General features: G+C 38.8%; 14 protein-coding genes and 1 pseudogene. 9 read left to right on the plus strand and 6 right to left on the minus strand.

Annotated features, from left to right (window positions below):
* Window positions 1-2: 2 nt before the first annotated feature.
* Genes entS through fes form a run of 4 tightly spaced genes read right to left on the minus strand, consistent with a single transcriptional unit; the run spans window position 3 to window position 9,858 of the window.
* Window positions 3-1,253 (minus strand): enterobactin transporter EntS, encoded by a 1,251-nt coding sequence (gene entS / locus J582_RS15315; protein ID WP_022574566.1) that lies wholly within the window; start codon window positions 1,251-1,253, stop codon window positions 3-5.
* Window positions 1,250-8,401: a non-ribosomal peptide synthetase gene (locus tag J582_RS15320; protein WP_032048201.1), complete on the minus strand. Its 7,152-nt coding sequence runs from the start codon at window positions 8,399-8,401 to the stop codon at window positions 1,250-1,252. The genes entS and J582_RS15320 overlap by 4 nt, the downstream gene beginning before the upstream one ends.
* A 12-nt stretch (window positions 8,402-8,413) precedes the next feature.
* Entirely contained in the window at window positions 8,414-8,629 is a 216-nt protein-coding gene (locus tag J582_RS15325) for an MbtH family protein (RefSeq protein ID WP_016805231.1), read from the minus strand.
* 29 nt (window positions 8,630-8,658) lie between these two features.
* The gene (gene fes / locus J582_RS15330; RefSeq protein ID WP_032048202.1) at window positions 8,659-9,858 is read right to left on the minus strand and encodes an enterochelin esterase; all 1,200 of its coding nucleotides are present in this window, start codon (window positions 9,856-9,858) and stop codon (window positions 8,659-8,661) included.
* A 265-nt stretch (window positions 9,859-10,123) separates the two neighbouring features.
* On the opposite strand from fes, the gene J582_RS15335 reads away from it, so the two are divergent.
* The 5 genes and pseudogenes from J582_RS15335 (at window position 10,124) to J582_RS27275 (ending at window position 14,728) form a co-directional block, all read left to right on the plus strand.
* Window positions 10,124-10,894, plus strand: coding sequence for an SDR family oxidoreductase (locus tag J582_RS15335; RefSeq protein ID WP_032048203.1), 771 nt, complete (start codon window positions 10,124-10,126; stop codon window positions 10,892-10,894).
* Window positions 10,895-10,938: 44 nt separating this feature from the next.
* Entirely contained in the window at window positions 10,939-12,162 is a 1,224-nt protein-coding gene (locus J582_RS15340) for an isochorismate synthase (protein WP_032048204.1), read from the plus strand.
* Between the two features lie 11 nt (window positions 12,163-12,173).
* Window positions 12,174-13,838 carry a (2,3-dihydroxybenzoyl)adenylate synthase gene (locus J582_RS15345; protein WP_032048205.1) on the plus strand — a complete coding sequence of 555 codons (1,665 nt, stop codon included), beginning with the start codon at window positions 12,174-12,176 and terminating at the stop codon, window positions 13,836-13,838.
* Between the two features lie 20 nt (window positions 13,839-13,858).
* Window positions 13,859-14,509 (plus strand): annotated as a pseudogene (locus J582_RS15350) (isochorismatase family protein); the annotation flags it as partial.
* An 18-nt stretch (window positions 14,510-14,527) separates the two neighbouring features.
* Window positions 14,528-14,728: a phosphopantetheine-binding protein gene (locus J582_RS27275; RefSeq protein WP_371508613.1), complete on the plus strand. Its 201-nt coding sequence runs from the start codon at window positions 14,528-14,530 to the stop codon at window positions 14,726-14,728.
* 46 nt (window positions 14,729-14,774) lie between these two features.
* Here the strand turns inward: J582_RS27275 and J582_RS15355 are convergent, their stop codons facing one another.
* A complete protein-coding gene (locus J582_RS15355) occupies window positions 14,775-17,909 on the minus strand; it encodes a multidrug efflux RND transporter permease subunit (protein ID WP_032048206.1) in 3,135 nt (1,044 codons plus the stop codon).
* A 217-nt stretch (window positions 17,910-18,126) separates the two neighbouring features.
* On the opposite strand from J582_RS15355, the gene J582_RS15360 reads away from it, so the two are divergent.
* Both J582_RS15360 and J582_RS15365 read left to right on the plus strand, forming a co-directional pair.
* The gene (locus J582_RS15360; RefSeq protein ID WP_032048207.1) at window positions 18,127-20,088 is read left to right on the plus strand and encodes a TonB-dependent receptor plug domain-containing protein; all 1,962 of its coding nucleotides are present in this window, start codon (window positions 18,127-18,129) and stop codon (window positions 20,086-20,088) included.
* A 136-nt stretch (window positions 20,089-20,224) separates the two neighbouring features.
* Entirely contained in the window at window positions 20,225-20,626 is a 402-nt protein-coding gene (locus tag J582_RS15365; protein ID WP_032048208.1) for a transcriptional repressor, read from the plus strand.
* Between the two features lie 72 nt (window positions 20,627-20,698).
* Here J582_RS15365 and J582_RS15370 read toward each other — a convergent pair whose 3' ends face one another.
* Window positions 20,699-22,480, minus strand: a complete 1,782-nt coding sequence (locus tag J582_RS15370) for a bifunctional metallophosphatase/5'-nucleotidase (RefSeq protein WP_032048209.1) — start codon at window positions 22,478-22,480, stop codon at window positions 20,699-20,701.
* Between the two features lie 307 nt (window positions 22,481-22,787).
* Between J582_RS15370 and ppk1 the strand changes: the two genes are divergently transcribed.
* Complete coding sequence (gene ppk1, locus J582_RS15375; RefSeq protein WP_032048210.1) at window positions 22,788-24,863, plus strand: polyphosphate kinase 1; 2,076 nt, start codon at window positions 22,788-22,790, stop codon at window positions 24,861-24,863.
* A gap of 223 nt (window positions 24,864-25,086) precedes the next feature.
* Entirely contained in the window at window positions 25,087-25,161 is a 75-nt protein-coding gene (gene pqqA / locus J582_RS0104775) for a pyrroloquinoline quinone precursor peptide PqqA (protein WP_001982218.1), read from the plus strand.
* The last annotated feature ends 8 nt before the right edge of the window (window positions 25,162-25,169 follow it).

Consider the following 25,169-nt stretch of genomic DNA (forward strand, 5'->3'; position numbering starts at 1 on the left):
GTCTAATTTTCTTGTAATTTAGGATCTTGGAATCCTGTTTCACGCATATCTTGAGAGTTGAATAGGAACATAAATCCTACTGCAAAGCTTAGTATGCCAAAGAAGAGGATACTTCCTGATATTGGTAAAAAACGAGTTAAAAGACCTAAAGTTGTAGTGGCAATGGAGTCACCTAATGCATCTTGTGCGAGCCAAATTGCGTTTATACGCCCTAGATATTCATCAGGTGTATGTCCTTGTACAATGCTGTATTGAAGCAAATTGGCAATCGACATCAAATATCCGAAAACACATAAAATTGGTAAAGTCACGATGAGCCACGGTGAAAGTCCAATCATAATCATGCAACTAAAAACACCTAAGCACGTATAGAGCATGACTAAGCCAGGTCGAAGTAACCTTGTTGTCCATCCACTTACTAAGGCACCTAAAGTCGAGCCTAAAGGCACAGCTGAATACATAAGTCCGAGTTCAAATGCGCCGCCGTGAAAAATTTCATCTGCCATTTGCGGAAAAATAATGCGAATAGCACTGCTAAAACTAAGCAATGTGCCAATTAAAATCGTGCTACCGACTACTTTATTTTTAAAAACAAATTTAAACCCTTGAGCTAATTGGCGAAGAGGACTTTCGCCATTTGATGCATGTTGTGGTTTAAGCGCAGGTAGTCCCATCAATAAAAATACAGTAAGTAAAGTACCCACCGTTGAGACCCAATACACAGTTGCAACACCGCTAGCAGCAATTAAAATACCGCCGATTGCTGGTGAAATAACGGTTGCAAGACGTACGGATACCATACTGATCGCACGGGCTTGTACGATATTTTCGCGCCCTACAATCACAGGCATGATCGCCATCATTGCTGTTACACCCAGTGCACCAAAGAAACCATCCCATGCCGATAAAAAATAAATGGCATAGAGCGAAGGGTGCTCAAACATGGCGTTGATGGCGAGACCTGCAAAGCCTAAACCACACACACCACGTGCCAATAAAATCAGCCATTTCCGATCTTTGCGATCTGACAGCAAACCACCAAGTAACAAGCCAATAAACATGGCAATGCCTTCAAAAGCCATTGCGACAGCAACATTTAACGAACTACCCGTAATGTCGTAGACCTGTTTTGGAATAGCTACGACCAGCATACCAATCGTTAACAATGACAATGTGCGGGCAATAAATACATGTCGGAAATGAGCATTACGTTTTAAAAGACTAAAATCGGTCAATATAGATTTAAAGCTCATGGCATACGCTCCTCTAAACCGCGTGCCTGACAAATCATGCTGTTTAACATTGGTCCAAGTATTTGAAGTTGTTCGGGTGACAACACAGTGGTATGGTCTGCTTCGCTTAGTCGAACAATATTGAGTTTTTTAACTAAGGGTGACCATTGTTGTTCTGGTTGGATATAGGGTAGCAAGTCTTTTTCAGCGACAACTAAATGTAGTTCACCATTAAACTGCGGCATCTTATAAGGTTTTAATAAACGTACGGCATCGCGATAGTTTGCGAAAATATCCTCTTGTAAACGGCGGGTTTCTTCACTTAATGCCGTATCTGCATCGGCTAGAATATCATTGAAGAATTGAAGCTGTTCTTGTTCGGCTTCTGCATTCATTTCCTCTACCGACAAATCTAACCACTGATGAATTTCAGCAGGGTAAGTGTCTAATAAGCCGAGATAATCAACTTTTTCACCTTGTTCAGTGAGCTTCGCTGCAACTGCATAAGCCACAGTGCCGCCAAGTGAATAACCTAGTAATGTATAAGGTCCAGTTGGTTGTTGCTTGCGAATAATCTCAAGTTGTTTTTCAACCAGTTCGTCCATGTCATTGCTATTTGCCAATAGGCCATCTGGTCGAGGAGACTGCAAACCGATAATAGGCAAATCAGAATGCAGATAACGATTCAGAACCGTATATTGCCATGCTGAACCAGAACCTGGGTAGAAACAGAACAATGGATGCCCAGAACCAGAACGGATGGGTAAAATTGGTTGCATGCCAGTTTGTTCAACTTCTGCCAAACGTTCTTGTGTAAGAAGTAAAGCCGCTAAACGTTGAATTGTGACATGACTCATCAATTGGCCAATTGGAATGGTCCGCTTAAATACTTTTCGGATTTCAATTGCAAGCTTCATCACCAAAATGGAATGTCCACCAATCGCAAAGAAATCTTCGTTAACACCAATATTTTGATCTGTATTTAAAACTTGCTGGAAAATACGTGTCAGTTCATGTTCAAAAGCAGTGGTGGCGTACTGTTTTTCTGTATTTGAAGGAGTAAGGTGTGGTTGCGGCAGTGCTTTACGGTCCAGCTTACCATTATGACTTAATGGAAATTGCTCGACCAACATATAGTGTGTCGGCACCATATATGTAGGAAGCTGTTTCGCCAATTGTTTCTTTAACTGGTCGACGTCTACAGGTGCTGTTGTTTGCAAGTAAGCCACCAATTGAACATCAGCTTTATTTTGCTCAGAAGAGATAGGATGTACAACCACATCAAGACCACTGAGTAAGCGTAATTGCTGTTCAATTTCACCCAATTCAATACGTTGCCCACGTATCTTTAACTGGTCATCAGCACGGCCCACATATTGAATACTGCCGTCTGCATGCCATCGGGCAATATCACCAGTGCGGTACATGCGTTGACCTGCTGCGAATGGGTTTGCCACAAAACGCGTTGCTGTTAAGTCTGCTCGATGCAAATAACCCATGGCCAATTGATGACCTGCTAAATAAAGCTCACCGTCCACTCCAACAGGAACAGGACGTAAGTATTGATCAAAAATATAAAGCTGGGTATTCCAGACTGGATATCCAATTGCAACGCTACTTTCTTGCGAATGTAGTCCCAGTGTTGCATCCATATAACTCACATCTACCGCAGCTTCTGTTGGGCCATATAAGTTATGCAATTCACAGTTAAAGTGCTCAGTAAATGATTTTGCTAAAGCCGTTGGTAATGCCTCACCACTACAAAACACTCGGCGGATTGGCAAACTTTGACGCTGAGCAGATGACAAAATTTCGGTAGCAGCATTTTCAAAAACAGCCAACATTGAAGGTACAAAATGTAATGTCGTTACCTGATATTTTTGAATGAGGCTTAATAATGCCAATGGATCACGGTGTGCATCTACAGGTGCCATAACCAATCGTGCACCAACTAAATATGACCAGAAAAATTCCCATACAGAGACATCAAAAGTGCATGGCGTTTTTTGCAAAATCGTATCGTTGGCTGACAGTGGATATTCTGATTGCATCCATAAAATACGGTTCACAATGGCGTGGTGAGAAACCATGACACCTTTGGGTTGGCCTGTTGTACCAGATGTATAGATTAAATATGCCGGATGTTGTGGGGTAATAACTGTCGTTTTATAACTACTTAAATCAACCTTTGTTTCATCAAACAATTCATTAAAAGCACAGCTAGCTATTGATGGATGGGCAATAGCAGCTAGATCTTTTTGTTCGCCAATCACAAGTTTAGATTTGGCATCCTGCAACATAAATTTGATGCGCTCAGACGGATGTTGTAAATCAATAGGTAAATAAGCTGCACCTGCTTCAATCACCGCTAAAATAGCAATACTGAGTTTGATTGATCTTGGCAGGGCAACGGCAACTATGTCTCCAGCCTGCACGCCCATTTTTTGCAATTGCTGAGCTAAAGCACAAACTTGAAAACGTACGTCACTAAAACTAAGCTGATGATATTCATCACATAACGCTGTTTTGTCGGGAGTATTTCGAGCTTGTTCTCTGAGTAATTGCTGTAAGGTTGTTGGAGGAACTTCATGTTGAGTTTGATTAACTTTCTGGATTAAATCACGCTCCCCAGCAAGTTGTAAGCAATAGTGACCTAGACAAGTCTCCGGTTCATTTAATGCGATTTCAATTAATTGAACCATTCGCTCAAGGAAATGCTCAGGCTGATCAATTACACCACGCTGTTCGAGCAACAGCTCAATTTGATGATCAGGGATGACCAGTAACGCAAGTGGATAGTGACTATAACCGCGATTTGTGAGCTTTGAAATTGCAGCATTACCAAGTTTTTGCTGTAAATATTGGCTATCTGGGTAGTTTTCTACAACTAGCAAACTATCAAAAAGATTGCCTTGAGCTATTAACTGTTGAATACCGTGTAGGCCTAAACCATCATGTTCTAAATGTTCAACATGCAATTGCTGTAAATGAGGTAATTGCTCCCAAAGTGATTGCTGCATGTTGAGCTTCACACGCACTGGAATCGTATTTAAAAACAATCCGATTTGCTGTTCTAAACCATTAATAGGTGCTGAACGCCCAGAAACAGGTGTACCAAATACAATATCTTCACGATGAGCATAAATATTTAAGGTTATTGCCCAAATCATTTGCATGAAAACATTGAGCGTGATGCCTTGCTGGCGTAATTTGTGCTGAAGTTTTGCACCCAACTCAGCACTTAAACGATATGAAGTTTCCTGTACAGTTTTCTGTGGTTGATTAAATAAAATAAGTGGCTGCAAATCAGCTAAATCACGTTGCCATATCACTTTTGATATTTCATGGTCACGTGCAGATAAGGCTTTAATGACCTTTTCATAACTATGTTCAAGTGCAGGCAATGGCTGGTTAACTTGCTGATAGGCCTTAATAAAATCTTGTAAAAATAGTGGAGTTGACCAGCCATCTGTTAACAGATGATGCACCATAATCAATAGTTCTGACTGTTCAGGAGCGTGTTGAATTAAGGTTGCCCGAATCAGGCCATAAGGTTGGTCAAGGTGAATCGGCTGCTGTAAGACTTCTTGAATGCTTTGCTCAAGCAGATCGGGAGTGACTGAACAAAACTGAACTGGCCAAGCTTGAGTAGGGTGCAATGAATAAATAAAAACAGGTTCTTCAGCTAATTCGCTATCAAAATGTCCACCTAGTTGAGGATGACGTTTTAATACAGTAATTAATGCTTGTTGCAAACGTACCGGATCAATGTCTCCATTTAAGCTAAGACGAGTAAAAGCATTATAATTCGATTTTTTTTCAACTTGAGACAAGAACAGCATGCCTTTTTGCAAAGGAAGCAATGGTAAAATGGTGCTGTTTTTACCATATTTTTCTTGAACCTTTTGTTCTAGGTCAGCTGAAAATAACGGTTTTGAAACTGCCGCTTGTTGCTCATCTAAACGGGTGAGTTGCGGTGCTATAGCGGCGACTGTTTTAAATTGGAATACATCACTTGGTCGTAAGTCGTATCCACATTGGCGCAATTGAGTACAAAGCATAATCGCAGAAATACTATCGCCACCTGTCATAAAGAAGTCATCATCAATTCCAATAGCATCAAGCTTAAGAACAGATGCAGTAATTTGACATAGAAGTTGCTGTTCAGGTGTTTCGGGTATTCGGCTATGGATACGAATTTGAGGACGTGGTAGCGCCTTTTTATCGACTTTGCCGCTTACATTTCGTGGAAATTCGGACATAACCGTTAGGACAGAAGGCACCATGTACTCAGGTAAGTTTTGACGTAACTGACTTAGATATTGCTGACTTAATTGCTCACTGGTTTTTTCATCAAGTTCAATGTTTTTGACTACACAATAACCGAGTAAACGATGACTATTATTAATCGGTTCTGCAATCACGACAGCACTTTCAACATTGGCTAAAATCGAAAGCGCATTTTCAACTTCACCAATCTCCACACGATAACCACGAATTTTAATCTGGTCATCACAGCGTCCCATAAATTCAAGTTTACCCACGTTATTCCAGCGAACTAAATCACCTGTACGGTACATACGCTGTCCATGTTCAAATGGATTTGCTACAAAGCGGGCAGCACTTAAGTCCGCGCGACCTAAATAACCATTGGCAATACCAAAGCCAGAAATATAAAGCTCACCAATCACGCCAGTAGGGCATCGTTGTAAATGACGATCGAGTACATAGGCTTGTGTATTACCAATAGGGTTACCAATAACAGGGCGAGCTGTCTGTTTTAATTCTGCTCGGAAAGTATCAACCGTATATTCCGTTGGGCCATATAAGTTATGAGCAAAAAGTTCAGGCTGAGCATTAAGTTGTTGCCATAAAGCTAACGGTGCAGCTTCACCACCAATTAAAATAAGCGTTGGCTGATGCTGGTTTTCAGCAAATAAGCCATTCGTCATCATTTGCGCACAAAAAGATGGCGGTAAATCAAGTGTATCGATTTGTCGTTGCTGAATCTCTTGCACTAAACCAAATGCATCACGCCGCATATTTTCATCAAAAATATGTAGCTCTTGGCCCCATAACATCCAGAAAACTTGCAACCAAGATGAGTCAAATGAGAAAGAGTGTGTATGCGCTGCACGTAGTGGACGGTTAGGGAAACGCTGATTTACAGCTTCTAATACAGGCCAGTAAATGGTTGGTTTATGTGACAAAATAAGGTTAAGTAAAGAACCATGTGTATTCATTACACCTTTAGGACGGCCCGTACTTCCCGAGGTAAAAATTACATAGGCGACGTCTTGGAAATTAAATTTACGATTTTCGGCAGGAATATCACTCGCATCTTGCTTTCGGATTTGTATTTGAACATCTTCATGATCAAGATATAACTGCGGAATATTTTGCGGTAGCTTTTGTGCAAGTTCTTGAGTAGTTAATACAAATAATGGGTTGGCATCTTCACACATCATTTGCATACGATCGATTGGATAATCTAAATCTAGAGGCAAGAAACTCGCACCAGAGTTTAGTACAGATAACATCACCACAACTGAGTCAATCGAACGAGGAATAGCCCCAGCAATAACCTTTTGCTTTTTAGCACCATTTTCTTGTAAAAAACGAGTCAATTGATTCACGCGTACTGCAAGCTCAGCAAAACTAAGATGCTCAAGATTTGGACGTTCGCCACTCACGATTGCCGTACGTTCGGGATACTTTTTAACTTGTTCATAAAAAATATCTAGAACATTATTATATTGTTCAGGATGACTAATACGCGGACCAATACCACTTTGAGTCAGGGCAGCAAGTTCCTGCTGTGGGGTAATATTAAAACTATTCCATTGTTGTTCTGGTCGAATCAGCACTTGTTCAAGCAATAGAGTTAAACGTTGCCCATGCATAAAGAGCTCATCTTGTGTATAGCGCTCTGCATCTGCACGCAGTTCTATAATGAGTTCTTGATCTTGAACAATAAAAGAAAACTCAAAATCATCAATTGGACCTGTAGAAATGTGGTGTGTTTTAACTTTTTCACCATCCAACACCAGATCTTGGTCAAAAGCTTTATAGTTTAAAATAGGGCCATACATTCGTTCATGAATGTCGATACTATTTAAAACTCTTAAAATTTGTTCAGCATCATATTTTTGATGTGGACGTATCTGTTGCAATTGTGCCTGCACATGCAGCGCTAAGCTCGCCCAACTGTCTTTTTCACTCACACTGAACTTTACCGGTAAGACATTTACCGCGGGTAAAGTGGAGCGAATTGCTTTTGAACCTAAACGGCGCATAAATGGAATACCAACAACCAATTCTGCTTTATCGGTCATTTTGTAAATATATTGTAATGACAATGACATCATCATGTCATTCAAACCAACTTTGAGATTTGAAGCAATCTGTTGTATCAGGGCTAAAATTCCTGAAGAAAAACGAAGATGATGTTTAACAAATTGTGCAGTAGTTTTTGATGCTAAATGATGCGTACTTAAAGTGACAGGACTTGGTAAATCTTGGCAATATGTCTTCCAGAAATTTTGATCTTGCTTAAATTGATGACTATTTTCATAAGCTTGACGTTCTTGAATAACCTGTTGAACATCAATAAAAGGCGAAGGGTTAAGAGCTTTTCCTGCTTGCAATTGCTGGTACAAATCAACAATACGTTTTGTCAGGTTAATCATACTAAAACCATCCAGCATGATGTGATGATAACGCTGATACCAATACACTTTATTATGAGTAATAAATAACACCTGACGATATAAGTGATTATCGGTTTCTTTGAGTGATTTTGCGCATAACCGATCGGTTGGCATCCAATCCCATAAGCGTTGCTGAGCTTTTTTAGGTGTTAAATGACAAAAATCAAACTCCTCTATTTGTATTTGGACCTGATGATTAAGCTCAATAAAAGGTTTTGACGGGTCAGATGAATATGAAGCAATAACCGTATCAGCCTCATTTAAACCGATTTGAATGGCTTGTTTAAATAATGAAAGATCAACTGATTTAGGCAGTTCAAGACAGTGTGCAATGGTATATAGATCGTTAATAGAACTTAAATGATCGGCTAGAAATATCCCCAATTGTGTAGAAGCCAGCTCAAAACGTGTTGGACCAGAAATATCTTGGGTAAACTCATTATGTAATGCTTGATTCATAGCTGCTCTCCATTACGCTTGCTGAAAAGGATTAATGGTTAACCAATGCTTTTCTACATAAGCAATGCATGAAGACCGTGTGTCAGGACCATACTGCACATCCCATCCAGACGGAATGGGATGCTGCGCAGGCCATAAACTAAATTCACCTTGCTGATTTTTTAGAACTTGAAAAGACAAACTTTCGTTATCAAATGGATTGATATAATTTTCCTGTAAGTTACTCATAGTATTGTTATCCTTGATGAAACAAATGGTTATAGTGAAAGAAAAACTTGCAATGCTTTAAATAAGTCTGGGCGCCAGTTCACAGGATCATGGCCTCCTGCAAAACAGTGGAAACTCACATCATTAAATGCTTGCAATTGTTGGTAAAGTTGAAGTGCATCTTCTTGCATATCGGTTTCATAGATGCCTGCACTGATATAAATCTGTGCTTTTTGAGATAAAGCATTTGGAGATTTTTTAACGAATTCTAAAAGGTTACCTATGTGTTCTTTGGCTAAAGCACTTTTTGAAAAATCCGACCACCAATAAGATCCGGATTGCAAAATTAGCCGCTGAAAAATATTTGGATAAAGCATAGCGCTATAAAGTGCACATAACCCGCCTAGGCTTTGCCCACTCAATGTAATGTTTTGATGTGAAATAAAGGTGTATTTTTGAATAAGTTGTTCAATTAACTCATTTAAAAGTGCCTGACAAAACAGATCATGACATCCGTAATCTCGCTGACGTTGTTGGCTATTTAAACTATGAACAAAAACATAAACTGCTGGTCGAATCTTATATGAAATAGTTAGATGTTGAATTTCAGGAAGAAGAGAAAGCTCTCGACTCCAGATTTGGCCATCAAGAAAAATAATTAATGGCAGATTTTCTTCTGCTAATTCACCACTAATAAAAATATCAACCAAGTAATCTTGTTGGCATAAGCGACTTGACCATTTAAATGTCTTAGTAATTGGGCAATCGTCTATTAAAGATTTTGTGTTTTTGAGTTGAATCTGATTGATATAACGCGCTAAATGTCCTGTATAAACTGCTTGGTGGCTTAAAGGATCAATTTGAGCGTTTTCCTTTAGTTGTGTTTGCCACCACTGACGTCGAGTAGTAGTACAGGTTGTGTTTGGAGCTTCATCTTTCGTGACAACTAGAACGTAACTCCCAGACCAGTCTAGAGGAAGTTCTATTTCAAAAAAGTACACATCCGTTCCAGCTATATGGCTAAAACGATTCCACTTTTCATAGATAGAAGGGCTCTGTGAATAGATATCGATGTAAACACCAATACTTTCTTTAGACTCAGCACTACGCCAAACAAAGGTACATAGCGCTTTATTTTTTTGTAGGTTAACGAGTGGGCTACCTACTTTTTTAATGGTATTCCACCAGACTTCACTCCCAACATTGAGTTGTTGAAATAGGGGATGTAAAGGATGAGAAAATGGCTTCATTTTGAGTCCATCTCGACAAGAAAGCGCGGTCAAATTATCAAAATGATTCTCATTAGTAAATGAAAACAATTATCATTATAATCAATAAAGAAATGCTTATTTTTATAATATTAATTAAAAACAATAACTTAATTTAAAATTATGGTTAATAAATAGCTGGATTTAGATTGTAATCATATGTTTGATATTTATTGCACTTGATAATAATGATAATTATTTGCAATTATGTTGCGCAATTTAATATCGCTTCAAACAGGAGTTAAATATGAGCTCTACCATCGTGGTCACAGGTGCTGCAAGAGGTATTGGAGCTGCTATTGCAAAAAAATTATTGCAGCAAGGGCATCAAGTGATTGGTATTGATCAACAGGAAAACCCAGAACAATGGGAAATCATTCAAAAGCTAGAAAACCGTGAAATATCACGTTGGCAAGGAATTTCACAAGACATTACACAGCAACAAACTACTCAAAATTTGATTGCAGAGCTTTTGGAAAAGCACAACATTACAGGCTTAGTAAATGCAGCGGGCATATTAATTATGCGTTCTATGCTTGAAGCAAAACCGGAAGATTGGCAAACACTTTTTGCGGTGAATGTCATGGCACCCATCGCAATTAGTCAACAACTTGCCAAGCACTTTTGTGAAAAAAAACAGGGAAGTATTGTCACTATTAGCTCAAATAGTGCACGTATGCCACGTATGCAGCTCGGCATGTATGCAACGAGTAAAGCGGCACTGAGCCATTACTGCCGTAATCTTGCACTTGAAATCGCACCTCATCAAGTCAGACTCAATATCGTTTCGCCAGGTTCTACTTTAACGCAAATGCAACAACAGCTTTGGACAGACAATTCGCCTCCACCTGCTGTTATTGATGGCGACTTAAACCAGTACCGCACTGGCATTCCACTTAGAAAACTTGCCCAGCCTGAAGATATCGCTAATACCGTTAGCTTTTTACTTTCAGACCAAGCAGCACAAATTACTATGCAAGAAATTGTGGTCGATGGGGGAGCCACATTAGGCGTTTAAATATTAATTCATCACAACAAAAGAATTTTATAAGGAGTTGCGAGATGTCGGTACAGCATCCGTATTTTATCCAACGAGAAAATTTTACTGAAAGCAGAATTACACTCGCAAAAGAAGTTTTAAATTGCACTGATAACGCTGGTTTTATATTTACGACTCCTGAATACATCATATCGAGTCATCAAAAACTTAAAGATATTGAGGTTACAAAAGACACTCAGCTAAAAGAGTGGCTAAACGAAGCCCGTCTACAATTACAACAAGCAATTGCAGATGGTTATAGCGATGCCAAGGTTATGGGTGGGTTGCCATTTAGTTCATCGGCAGATGTCAATTTAATGCTAATGCAAGATGCCAAGGTTTACCAGAAAGCTTTATTTTCACAAACTGATATTAATCTTGATGACTTAATCTTAAAGCAGGCCGATTATTTACCTTCAGGTGAACACTATCAACAGCAGGTTGAATATTTAGTACAACAAATGCGGGCACAAAAGCTAGATAAAGCAGTACTTGCTCGTATTTTACAACTCGAATTTGAAGAGAATCTTCCAGTCTCGGATGTATTTTATAACTTGGCCAAACATAATCCTGAAGGATATAACTATGCAGTCGCAAGACACCCTCAAAGCGAAGGTTGGTTTGTTGGTGCAAGTCCTGAACTATTAATTGCAAAGCAAAATAATAAAATCTGGAGTAAACCTGTTGCAGGCACATTAGCACGCGATGATGACCCAATTGTTGACCAAAATAATGCAAGAGCTTTACTAACTTCACAAAAAGATCAGCATGAGCATGCTCTTGTCATCGAAATGATTGCCGATGAACTTACACCTTTCTGCAAGCAACTACATGTGCCCAAACAACCTTCACTTATTCGCACCAAACGTCTTTGGCACTTGGCCTCACACATTACGGGCGAGCTTAAGCAAGCCGATACTCATGTTTTTGACTTAATTGAACGTCTACATCCAACACCTGCAATTTGTGGTGAGCCAAGCTCCGTAGCAAAAAATTTGATTCAGCAACTTGAACCATTTAATCGTGAACTATTCGCCGGAACCATGGGTTGGGCCGACGCCGAAGGTAATGGTGAATGGTCTGTGACCGTGCGCTGTGCTCGTATTTATCAAAATATTGCCCGTTTATTTGCCGGTGCAGGAATTGTGGAAGCCTCACGTCCACAAGCTGAACATGCTGAAACTGCTGCAAAGTTCCGTACTGTACTTGATGGCTTGCACATTTCACCAGACCAATTACCACGATAAGGAATATACAGATGACAACAATAAAGTATTTAGAGGGCGCTGTGCCATATCCAGAAGAATTTGCCATGGCTTACCGTAAAAAAGGCTATTGGATTGGGCAAAATCTGAGTGACTTTTTACGGGAAAGTGCTCAAAAGTATGCGAAAAATATTGCAATTTATGATGGTGATAAAGCTGTTAGCTATGAAAAATTTGACAACTTAGTTGACTGTTGTGCAAGCCATTTATATCACTATGGCTTACGTGCGGGTGATAAAGCCGTCGTACAAATGCCAAACCACTATCAGTTCTATGTTCTATTTTTCGCACTGATTCGATTAGGTGCTTTACCTATCATGTCATTGCCTGCCCATCGATATGCTGAACTCAGTAGCTTTTTTAAACAAATGCAAGCAAAAGCTTATTTCTGTGCAGATTTTGGTGCACAAAAATTTGACTACCGAGAGCTTGCCGGAAAGCTTCAGCAAACAGCAGCTTGCTTAGAGTATGTATTTGTACTTGGAGATGCTGGTAATTTTGTCGCTATCGAAAATCTATTAAAAGAAACAGAAATTCTAGCGGAAGCAATCTCGCCAACTACAGCAGATCAAGTGGCTTTTTTACAGCTTTCGGGGGGCAGCACAGGTGTTCCAAAACTGATTCCACGTACTCATGATGATTATCTCTACAGTGTGCGTGAGAGTGCCAAAATCTGCCAACTTAATCAGTCATCACGCTTACTCATGGTTTTACCTGCGGCACATAACTTTTCAATGAGCTCGGCTGGTTCTTTAGGCATTTTTTATGCTGGTGGCGCGGTGGTTTTAGGTACAGATCCAAGCCCTGAAACTGCATTTCCACTTATTAAAAAACATGGTGTGACAGATGCTTGTTTAGTTCCTGCCTTGGTTCGACCGTGGATGGATAAAGCAGCCAAAGATCAAGATTCAATATTATCAACTCTACGTTGCTTGCAAGTCGGTGGAGCACGCTTACCCGATGCCTTTGCCTTACGTTTAATTGATGAGTTTAAGGTTAACTTGCAACAAGTCTTTGGAATGGCTGAAGGGCTTGTGAACTACACCCGTTTTGGCATGTCAAAAGAACAAATTATTCATACCCAAGGTTTAAAAATCTCGCCAGATGACGAAATTTTAGTACTAGATGATCATGACCAACCCGTAGAAGCTGGACAGGTAGGGCATTTGCTCACTCGTGGCCCCTATACCATTCGCGGCTATTACCAAGCACCGGAGCATAATGCTCGTTCTTTTACACCAGACGGTTTTTATCGCACAGGCGATTTAGTCCGTATTCGTGAAGATGGCTGCATTGTTGTGGAAGGGCGTTCAAAAGAACAAATTAATCGTGCTGGTGAAAAAATTGCGACTGAAGAAGTGGAACAAGCATTATTAACTCATCCACAAATCCGCTTGGCAGCGCTGGTTGCTATGCCCGATGAAGTTATGGGTGAAAAAAGTTGTGCTTTCGTGGCATGGCAATCACAACCCGATGATCCAAGTCCAATTCGCCTTGCGATGTCAGTTCGACAACATCTGAAAGACTATGGGCTTGCTACCTACAAAATTCCTGATCGCGTCGAATTTATCGAGCAGTTTCCATATACAGCTTTTGGAAAAATCGACAAAAAAAGATTACGTCAACAACTTGAAACTAAAACCAATGTTCTTGCCTAAAGATAAAAAAGGAAAATTTAATGAGTATTCCCAAAATTGCTAGCTACAGTATGCCTCAAGCCCATGAGTTTACGCCCAATAAAACCCATTGGCAGTTACATACCAATCGCGCCGTGTTACTGGTCCATGACATGCAGCAGTATTTTTTAGATTTTTATGACCAAACTCAAGCACCTATTCCCGAGCTCATTAGAAATACCAAAGAACTGATTGAAACCGCACGTAAATTTAATATTCCAGTGGTTTATACTGCACAGCCCGGTAATCAGACACCTGAACATCGCCAACTATTGACCGATTTTTGGGGAACCGGGTTAAAAGATGATCCGTATATTACTCAGATTTTGCCGGAAATCTCGCCTCAGAAAAATGATACTGTTTTAACAAAATGGCGTTATAGCGCATTTAAGTTTTCCCCACTTGAACAACTCATGCGTGAGTCGGGCCGTGATCAACTTATTATTTGTGGTGTTTATGCCCATATTGGCTGTCTCATGAGTGCCGCAGAAGCATTTATGCTAAACATACAACCATTTTTATGTGGAGATGCACTCGCTGACTTTAGTCGCGAAGAGCACGATATGGCATTAAAATATGCGAGTACACGTTGTGCTCAAGTGATGACAACTCAACAAGTGACTCGTGCTTGGGAACTCGAACAAGCAGCCTCGCCCTTAACCCCAGAAGGAATTGTTCTCGCGGTAAGTGAACAATTACAAATTCCAGCTTCAGACATTCAGTTAAATGATGATTTACTCATGCTTGGGCTTGATTCAGTTCGTTTAATGACTTTAGTGGGTAAATGGCAGGCTTATGGTGCTCAGGTAAGCTTTGAAGATTTGGCAGAACAACCTACATTAGAAGTATGGATTGAGAAACTAGTCGCTTAAATTCAAATGATAAAAAAAGCAGATCATTGATCTGCTTTTTTTTATTTTATAAAGATGAATGGTCTTTTCTATATCTAAATACACGATCAAGCGACCATTTTAAAACCGGTAAACTATGTACCAAAACAAAGAAAAAGACCGTAAATACAGGCACCAGTAAAGTTCCTATAACTACACTGCCAAATACACTCATACCAATTTCATGGCGACTCACGGCACCAGCACCTGTGGCAACGACAAGGGGAATAACACCTGCACCAAAAGCTAAAGACGTCATTAAAATTGGACGTAAGCGTAAAGCTAAAGCCTCACACGCAGCAGTAACATAGCCTTTACCTTGTTTTATGGCTTTAGTTGCGAACTCCACAATTAAAATCGCGTTTTTACAAGACAAACCAATACCCGTTAGTAACGCGATTTGGAAATATACATCGTTTGGTAAGTTAAAGATTTGAGCAAATACAATAGTTCCCGTAATGCCTAGCGGAAGCCCAAGCAAAATAATAAGAGGCACTTTCCAGCTTTCATATAAAGCAGCTAAACATAAGAAAATAAATAAAATAGAGATAATGTATAAAAATAAGGCTTGCTGACTCGATTGCTGCTCTTGTAACGAGAGGCCACTCCATGCGACATCTACACCAGATTGTTTGCTCACCATATCACTTAACTGTTGCATTGCCTGACCTGAGCTAAAGCCAGAACTAACATTTGCTTCAAGTTGTATTGCAGCAAGTCCCATAAATCTTGTTAATGTTTCTGGGCCACCAGTCCACTCACTTTGACCAAAATGCGCAAGAGAAAGCATTCCACCTGTATTATTACGGACATGCCAATAAGCTAAATCTTCAGGTTTAGAGCGAAATTCAGCATCACCTTGCATAATGATTCGTTTAATTTTGCCTCTTTCAACAAAATCTCCCACATAGTTTCCACCCCAAGCAGTCGATAAAGTTGAACGAATCGATTGTTGATCAATCCCTAATATCTTGGCTTTATTCTGGTCGAGTTGAATAAAAACTTCAGCCTTATTTTCATCTACAAGCGGACTTAAATTTTCAAATGCAGGGTAATTGTGAGATTCTTTTTCTAAAGCTTTATATTGTTTAATGAGTTCATCGCGTCCTTGACCATTTACATCTCTGAGCCAAAGTTCTAAGGCATCAGATTGGCCCAAACCAGAGACACTTGCAGGCATACCCACCATGACTTTAGCCGGTAAGTTTTTTTGCAAGTAATTTTGTGCACGCTCACGTATAGCACTTGCAGTATTGGCTTCGCCTTTACGTTCATTCCAATGTTTTAATGAAACAAAGGCCATACCTAAGTTTGGACCGCTACCTGAAAAATTTTGTCCATTCACTACAAGTACGGTATTGATATTTTTGGCTTCATGCTCAAAGAAATAGTTATTAACCAGTTTACCTACTTCTTGTGTTTGGCTCATAGAAGCACTGTTATGCAAACTATAAGGCACAGCCAACAAACCTTGATCTTCATTTGGAATAAAGCTCGTCGGTAAACTACGATAAATCACAATTAAAACAGCGACTAAAGCTAACACCACAAGACATGAAAGTGCTTTAAATTTGATTAAACTTGTTGCTAAAAAACTAAAACCAACTTTAACTTTTTCAAGCAAAGTCTCAAGTTTTTGTCCCCATTTAGGTTTTTGAGTTTGTTTTTTTAATAAGACTGCACACAAAGCCGGCGTAATAAACATGGCTACCAACAAAGATAACAACATCGCAGCCGCTAGGGTGATTGAAAACTGGCGATAAATCATACCCGTTGAACCACTAAAAAAAGCCATCGGGATAAATACGGCGGTTAGTACTAAGGTAATACCAATCAATGCACCGCTAATTTCCTGCATCGATGCTAAACATGCATCCCGAACACTTAATTGTTGTTCATGTATAAGCCGTTCAACATTTTCAACCACGACAATCGCGTCATCAACCAATAATCCGATTGCTAGAACCAGTGCAAACAGGGTAAGGGTGTTAATGCTCATTCCAGACAAATACAACACAACAAAGGTGCCACAAATCACAATCGGTACAGTAATGGTGGGAATAAGAGTTGCACGCCAATTTTGTAAAAAGAGATACATCACCATAACGACCAATACCACAGCCTCAAGCAAAGTAATGATGACTTGCTTAATAGACTCTTCAATAAACGGCGTATTGTCACGTGGATAAACAATTTTATATCCAGCGGGTAGATGCTGCTTAAGCTGTTCGATTTTTGCTTTAATCAAAGCAGAGGTTTTAATTGCGTTCGCATCGGGGCTGAGTGAAATACCTAAACCAGCAGAAGGATAGCCATTTAAGGTATTAATACTTTCATAGTTTTCGGCGCCTAATTCAACTCTCGCCACATCTTTTAAATAAACCAGACTGCCATCTACATTAGCTTTAACGACAACCGATTTAAAATCATCGACTGTTTTTAATCGAGAACCAGCAGTAACTTTGGCATAAATATTCTGATCAGAAGCAGAAGGCATGGCACCAATTGAGCCAGCAGCAATTTGAGTATTGTAATCTTCAAGTGCCTGTTCAATATCACTCGGCATAAGTTGATAATTTCTAAGCTGATTTGGATTTAACCAAATACGCATTGCATAACTTGAACCAAACACATCCACTTCACCAATTCCTTGCAATTGTGAGAGGGGTTGTTCAAAGTGATTGACCATATAGTCCGATAATTCGATATTGCTGGCCTTTCCTGTTTCATCGTATAGACCCACAATTAACAGCATATCACCTGTGGTTTTCCAAATATTTACCCCTTGTCGTTGGACCTGTTCAGGTAGACGGTTTAATGCACTGTTAATGCGATTTTGTACTTGTAATTGTGCCTTATCGATATCTGTACCAATTTTAAAATGAATATCAATACTGGCCGTTCCTGAAGATTCACTATTTGATGTGAAATAAAGTAAGTTATCTAGCCCTTTAATTTGTTGTTCTAAAATCTGAGTTACGCTTTCTTCAACAGTTTCAGCAGATGCACCTCGGTAATTAGCAATCACTGTGACACTTGGAGGAGCTAAGTTTGGATAACGCTCAACCGGCATTGCACGAATAGAAAAAAAACCAAAAATAAGAATAGTGATGGCAATGACAGATACAAAAATAGGGTGATAAATAAAAAATCGAGAGAGCATTGTTATGTCTACTTTAAGCTTGTTTTCAATAGGTTTTTAGGCACACCAAATTGCAATATTAACTTTTTTAAACCGAATAAACAATAATGATTATCATTATATAAATAATAATTACTTTTATCTTGAACAATAAAAGTCATGGGGCTATCATGCTCGGCACATCATAAATGATAACAATTATCATATGGTAATCGTTATAAAATATAAGGACCGAGAAATGACGTTAACAAAAAAGGCGCTGGTGGTCGCCCTCTCAACACTGCTTCCATTTGCAGTCCAAGCAAATACCGATATTGACCAACAGGACACAAATGAACCTGTTCAAAAACTTAAAACTATTGTGGTTTCGGCTGCTTTAAAAGAACAAGATGTAGATAAAGCACCTGCATCGATTAGTGTAATCACAAGTGAAGATATTGAACGTAGCGCGGCACTCAGCCTTGCCGATGTTTTACAAAAACAAGCTGGGGTTTATAACTATAACAGTGGTCAAGATAAAATCGTTATACGGGGAATGCTGAATACCTCAGGGAACTACACCTTAATTCTTTTAAACGGTAAACGTATGTCATCTAATGGCGCCATGTGGCGAGGCAATGACTTTGACTGGAGTGCGATTCCTTTAAATAGTATTGAGCGTGTTGAGGTGATTCGTGGGCCAATGTCATCTCTCTATGGTGCAGATGCGATGGGCGGTGTCATTAACATCATTACAAAAAAAGCAGAAGATGGACAATTACACGGTTCTATTTTTGGTCAATATAACCGAGCAGACCGTGGTGATGGTAAAAACCAGTACCGTTACGGGTTTAACCTATACGGTGGTTTAACCGATAATTTAAGTTTCACTCTGGCAGGTGATGCTTATAACCGCGATGCATGGTATAGAAAGGGCCAGCCAGATCCAGATGGTGCATATTTTGTAGAAAAAGACACCAAAAACGTAAATGGTACTTTAAGCTGGAATATTAATGACCAGCAAACCTTAGATCTAGATTTGGGCTATAACAACGATAAACGCCCGCTAACTCAAGATGCAGCTACCTCCATTCAAGAATCAGAAATGAAACGTACCAATGTGGGTATTGCTCACCGTGGTAAATGGGCTTGGGGTAAAACAGAAGCTTATATCGGTAAAGAAACCGCCAAAATTTATGACTATGATAGTGAATACGATGCACCTCAAAGCCGTAATTATAAACAAGAAAATTTAATTGGCCGTGCTTTTGCCAACTTTGACTGGCTCATGAATAATACGACCAGTGGTTTTGATTATAAAGATCAGAAAATTACAGATGCCGTAAGTTATATCGGCACTGGAAAGAATCAGCAAAAGAGCTACGGTATATTTGTTCAAAACGATACCCATATTAATGACGCACTTACCTTAACATTAGGTGGTCGTTACGACGACTTTGATGACTTTGATGGTAAAACCACAGGTAAAGCCTATTTAGCATATCAACTCGCTGAAGGAGTCATACTTAAAGGTGGCGTGGGACAGGCATATAAAGTACCAGCACCTGCTCAGCTAGATATTAACTACTCAATGATTTCATGTGGAGGTAGTTGCCATATTCGAGGTAATCCAAACCTAGCACCCGAAGAAAGTACAAACTATGAAACATCCTTAATTGTGACCCGTCCAAACTGGAATGCTGGCGTTACAGTTTTCCAAAACGATGTGAAGAACTTGATTGAAGCAATTACCTTGAGTGATGGTGACCCGCGTTTAGTAGGTGATTTTAGAAAAATCTGGACCAATGTGAGCCGCGCAGAACTCAAAGGTGTTGAGCTTACAGGTGGATATGATTTCACTGACAATTTAGGGGTTAAAGCAAACGCAACTTATCTCGACGCAAAAAATAAAACCACAGGTAAAGACTTAACCGAACGACCAGAATGGCTTGCCAATGGCTCTATTTCCTGGGCACCAGTTCAAGACTTTCGTGTAAATGCAGGTGTGAGTTATGTAGGCAAACAAATGTACTCTGCAACTAAAGAGTTGCCAGCTTATACCACCTATGACGTGACATTTACTTCTCCTATTACGCCACGTTTAACACTGGACTACGGTGTAAAAAACCTGACCGATGTTGATTTGGAAGATAAAAACAAAACCTTTAATACCAAACTTTATGGCCGCAATTACTTCTTAAAAGCGACTTATAGTTTCTAAGCTAAATCTAGTCTCAAAGCTTATTCATAGGGGAATAGGCTTTGAGTTTTTTAGTAAAACACCCATGATTTCAAGTAAATATAGACAAAATAATTTTTAAAAATTCCTATATTTCTAAACATTCAGGTTAATTAACATGACGACAATATCAAAATCATTATTAAATGGACTACCGATAAAAAAATCGAGAATACAGGTTTTTGAAATTTTAAATCAGAACCCACACGGCTTAAGTGCAGATAGTATTTATGCACAAATTAAAAATGAACATAAAATAACGCTAGGGACCATTTACCGAATTTTATCTGAGTTTGAAAATCGAAAACTTGTTAAAAGAGTGTTCTTGGGAAAAAGTAAAAGTATTTATAAACTCAGAAAAGATAAAATGAGCTGTAACCTGATTTCTCTAAAAACTGCTGAAACTTCAAGCTTTGAGCATGAAAAAGTGAATGAACTATTATACGAAGTTATGGATATTATTTTTGCAAATACTGGAGCAGACATTAGCAGTGTAGAACTTAACCTATATACTGAATAAAAATTTCTTTTAAATTTTCATATAAAAATAAAGGACAGCTTCGTACTGTCCTTTATACGTCATTAAATGAAATTATTTGATGACTTTAATTCGAGTTGTAGACGGAATAATGAGTGGTGAATTTTTAGCAACATAGCTTTCAAAGGCATCAATATCTTGACCACCACCAACGCGGTTCTGGCCATCTTTTAACACAGTGAAGTTGTCACCACCATCTGCTAAGAAACTATTTACCGTTACACGGTACACCTTCGTATCAACTAATGGAGAGCCTGCCACCATAATATTGCTTGCTCGTGGTGAAACGGTTGTGTTTGCTGAATATTGATAACTTAACTCTTTAGACGGCTGTAAAATTTTAGGAGAACTTGCATTTCCACCAGACCATTGTTGCTCAAGCACATCTCGAATTTGTTTACCGGTTAAACTCAGTGTCACAATAGAGTTACCAAAAGGCTGAACCGCAAAAATATCACCAAAAGTAATTTGGTTATTGTTATTAATTAAGAGGTCGGCACGTACACCACCTGGGTTCATGAGTGTAAAGTCTGAACCTTGGTCGCTTGCTTTAAGAGCAGAGGCTTGTTGTGCGTCGGCAATCATATCACCTAACGGACTTTCACCACTTTCGACTTGAGTACGGCTCACAACGGCAGTAGAAGTTCCAACTACGCGTCCAGAAATGGTTGTTACCGCCTGACGGTATTTATCTAAAATCGCTTCAATACTTGGTGTCTTACTAAATTTTTGATAAAGATCTGTAAGGTTTATGGTCGTTGTGCCTGAAGTATAGGCCTCACTTTGAATCGGAATTTGTTTAGCATCTTTTTTAATGATATCGCCAGTTTTACCGTCTAGCTCAATCTTAATATCGGTAATAAGTGTGCCGTATTGGCCAGCTGAAGTAAGTAAGAATGGCTTAGCTGGGTTTTTAGTTGCATAGTCACAAATATAAGATTGATGCGTATGCCCTGAAACAACAATATCAACTGCCGGATTTAAGCGATCTAAAATACCTAAAATAGGTCCACTTAAGCCATCACAAGTTTTTTCATTAAGTTTAGTACTTGGTGCAGCACCTTCGTGAACAACCACAACAATTGCCTGAATTCCTTGTTTTTGTAGTTCAGGAATTAGCGCATTGACCGTATCCGCTTCATCGCGAAATTCAACATCTTTAATGCCGGCTGCAGAAACAATACTTGGAGTCGCTTTAAGCGTTAAACCAATAAATGCTACTGGAATTCCGCCATACATTTTGACTTTATAAGCTGGAAAAATAGTTTTACTTGCATCGTTTTTCATTGCGACGTTAGCTGCAAGGAAATTAAATTTCGCCCCACTAAAGTTTTTATTAATTTGGCAGGGTGCTGTACTTGTATATTGTTGACATCCACCATTTTGCAAACGGCGTAACTCATCTGTACCTCGGTCAAACTCATGGTTACCGACTGCATTAAAGTCAATTTGAATATCATTCATGACGTCAATGGTTGGCTCATCTAAAAATAATGAAGAAGTGAGTGGGGAAGCACTAATTAAATCACCCGCTGAAACAACAGCATTATTTGGATTTTGAGCTCTAAGTTTTTTAATTGCGTCTGCAAGGTAACTCACACCACCAACTGGAATACGAACTGTTTGAGAGGCGTCATTAGGGTTAGCGGCATCAACGTAGCGTTTAGGTGGCTCTAGATTTCCGTGAAAGTCATTAAAAGCTAAAATATCGACAATCTGGTTACTTCGGGGCGCAGATGTATTTGAATCACTGTCATTGTTATCATTACAACCGGCTAATAAAGCCATCGCCAGACATAAAGATGTTGTCTTAAATAATATATTTAAAGTTGTCATTTTTTATCAATTGGTGAATTAAGATGCATAAAAAATACGCATACTGTGTGAATATTTGATGAAAACTAAATCTTAATCAAAATCAGATGATCTTTAAAAAATTAATGCTAAGATAATATTAGAGATAAGCTAATAAAAGGAAATATTTAAGACACATAAATAGATCTTAATTTTTAAGTTTTTCATAAAAAATTCATGAATTTGCAATAAAACAGTTACAAAATGTTCAGTGAATAAAATCGGTTATATATTTTTAAATTAATCTTTTTTATTCATGTTCACTTTTTATCCATTATAAGAGTCAAGAATGACATCATTACCTACATTATCTAGCTCAAACCAGCATAATTTAGAGACATATATCAATAGAGAACTCTCTTTATTAGAGTTTCATAAGCGTGTGCTCGCTCAGGCCAAAGATATTGAACACCCATTACTTGAACGTTTAAATTTTTTAATTATTTTTTCACGTAATCTGGATGAATTTTTTGAAATTCGTGTGGCAAGTTTAATCCAGAAAATTAGCCTAATGACACAAGCGACTGGACCAGAAGGTCTGCCATTACCAGAAGTATTAAAGCAAATTTCGAAAAATGCTCATGAAGCCGTTGAAGAGCAATATAAGATTTTAAATTATACCTTGTTGCCACAGTTGCAAGGCTATGGCGTTCACTTTATTCAGCACGGCGATATATTAGAAAAACATAAAGAATGGATTAAAGAGTACTTTTTTAAAGAAGTACAACCTGTAGTTACACCAATTAGTCTTGATCCTGCACATCCATTTCCACGGTTAGTTAATAAAAGTCTTAACTTCATTGTGACTTTGGAAGGCAAAGATGCTTTCGGACGTCAGATTGATTTAGCTATTGTGCCGGCACCGCGTTCTTTACCAAGACTTGTTAAAATTCCGGAGCATATTTCCGGTGGTGCAGAACATTACATTCTGCTCTCTGCCATTATTCACCAGCATATTTCGGATTTATTTCCGGGCATGAAAGCGACAGGCTGTCATCAATTTCGTGTGACCCGAAATGCTGATTTAACCGTTTCTGAAGATGTAGAAGACTTGGCGGCAGCTTTAAAAGGTGAATTATCTTCACGCCGTTTTGGTCAAGCAGTTCGTTTGGAAGTAGCAAAAAAATGTCCTGAAGAAATTGCGAACTATTTATTAGAGCAATTTGATTTAGATGCAGAACATCTTTATTACGTCGATGGTCCTGTCAATTTAGCCCGTTTTATTTCCAACTTTGATTTGCCAGAGTTGCGCTATAAACCGTATCAACAGGTTTTACCAAAACTTCTCTATAGCAAAAAGCCAATTTTTGATGTGTTAAAAGCAGGGGATGTTTTACTTCATCATCCATTTGACTCTTTTGCACCCGTCATTAAGTTTCTTCGGGAAGCTGCTCAAGACCCAAATGTCTTGGCAATTAAACAAACCTTATACCGTAGTGGTGCCAACTCGGAAATCGTTCAACTTCTTGCAGAAGCGGCGCGTAACGGTAAAGAGGTTACTGCTGTTATTGAGTTAAGAGCACGTTTTGACGAAGAGTCCAATATTGAAGTAGCTAACGTATTGCAAGAAGCAGGCGCAGTTGTCGTTTATGGCATTGTTGGCTATAAAACTCACGCTAAAATGATTTTAGTTGTTCGCCGTGAACAAGACAAAATGAAAAGATATGTCCACTTAGGTACAGGCAATTATCATGCGGTGAATGCCAAAATTTATACCGATTTTGGCCTGCTTACCAGTGATGCTGAAATTTGTGAAGATGTACATAAGATTTTCCAAGAACTGACTGGTATGGGCAAAATGGCGAAGCTTAAAAAACTTTTTCATGCACCTTTTACCTTGCACTCTCAGTTGCTAGAGCTTATTGAACAAGAAATTAAAAATAGCCTTGCTGGCAAAAAAGCACACATCATCATTAAAGTGAATGCACTTACTGAACCACAGCTCATCAGTGCGCTTTATAAAGCTTCTCAAGCGGGTGTACAAATTGATTTAATTATTCGTTCAATTTGCTGTTTAAGACCACAAGTTGCAGGGTTATCCGATAATATTCGGGTACGTTCAATCGTTGGGCGTTATTTAGAACATACACGGGTTTACTATTTTTATAATGATGGCGATACAAAAGTATTTTGCGCTAGTGCAGACTGGATGGAACGAAATTTGTTCTCTCGTATCGAAACGTGTTTTCCAATCGAAAGTAAAAAATTAAAGAAACAAGTTATTGAAGATGGCCTAAACAATTACCTAAAAGATAATCGTCAAGCGTGGGAACTACAAGCTGATGGAACTTGGGTGCAATGCCAGCCTAAACCAGAGCAAGATCTTTATATTGCACAGCAATACTTAATGAACTTAGCCGTGTAAAAGTCCAGTCATAGCAGAATATTTGTCTGTTATGACCTTTTAATCGCCTTTGATTGATAAGGAGTTATTAAAATTTGGACAAAAAACACAATTATCGAACAATATCTTGTATCAACCTTATCTACAAACGTGGCATTTTTAATTAGAATAAATTTTTAATTGCTTTATAAGATTTAATCAAGTGATTCATTTCGCAAGATTAATCCTGACTGGAGAAAAATTTATGCAATGGACAAAACCAGCTTTCACTGATTTACGTATTGGTTTTGAAGTAACAATGTACTTTGAAGCACGTTAATTATTTCT

It is taken from the genome of Acinetobacter sp. 1566109, from assembly GCF_000582255.1.
Classification (GTDB): Bacteria; Pseudomonadota; Gammaproteobacteria; order Pseudomonadales; family Moraxellaceae; genus Acinetobacter; species Acinetobacter nosocomialis.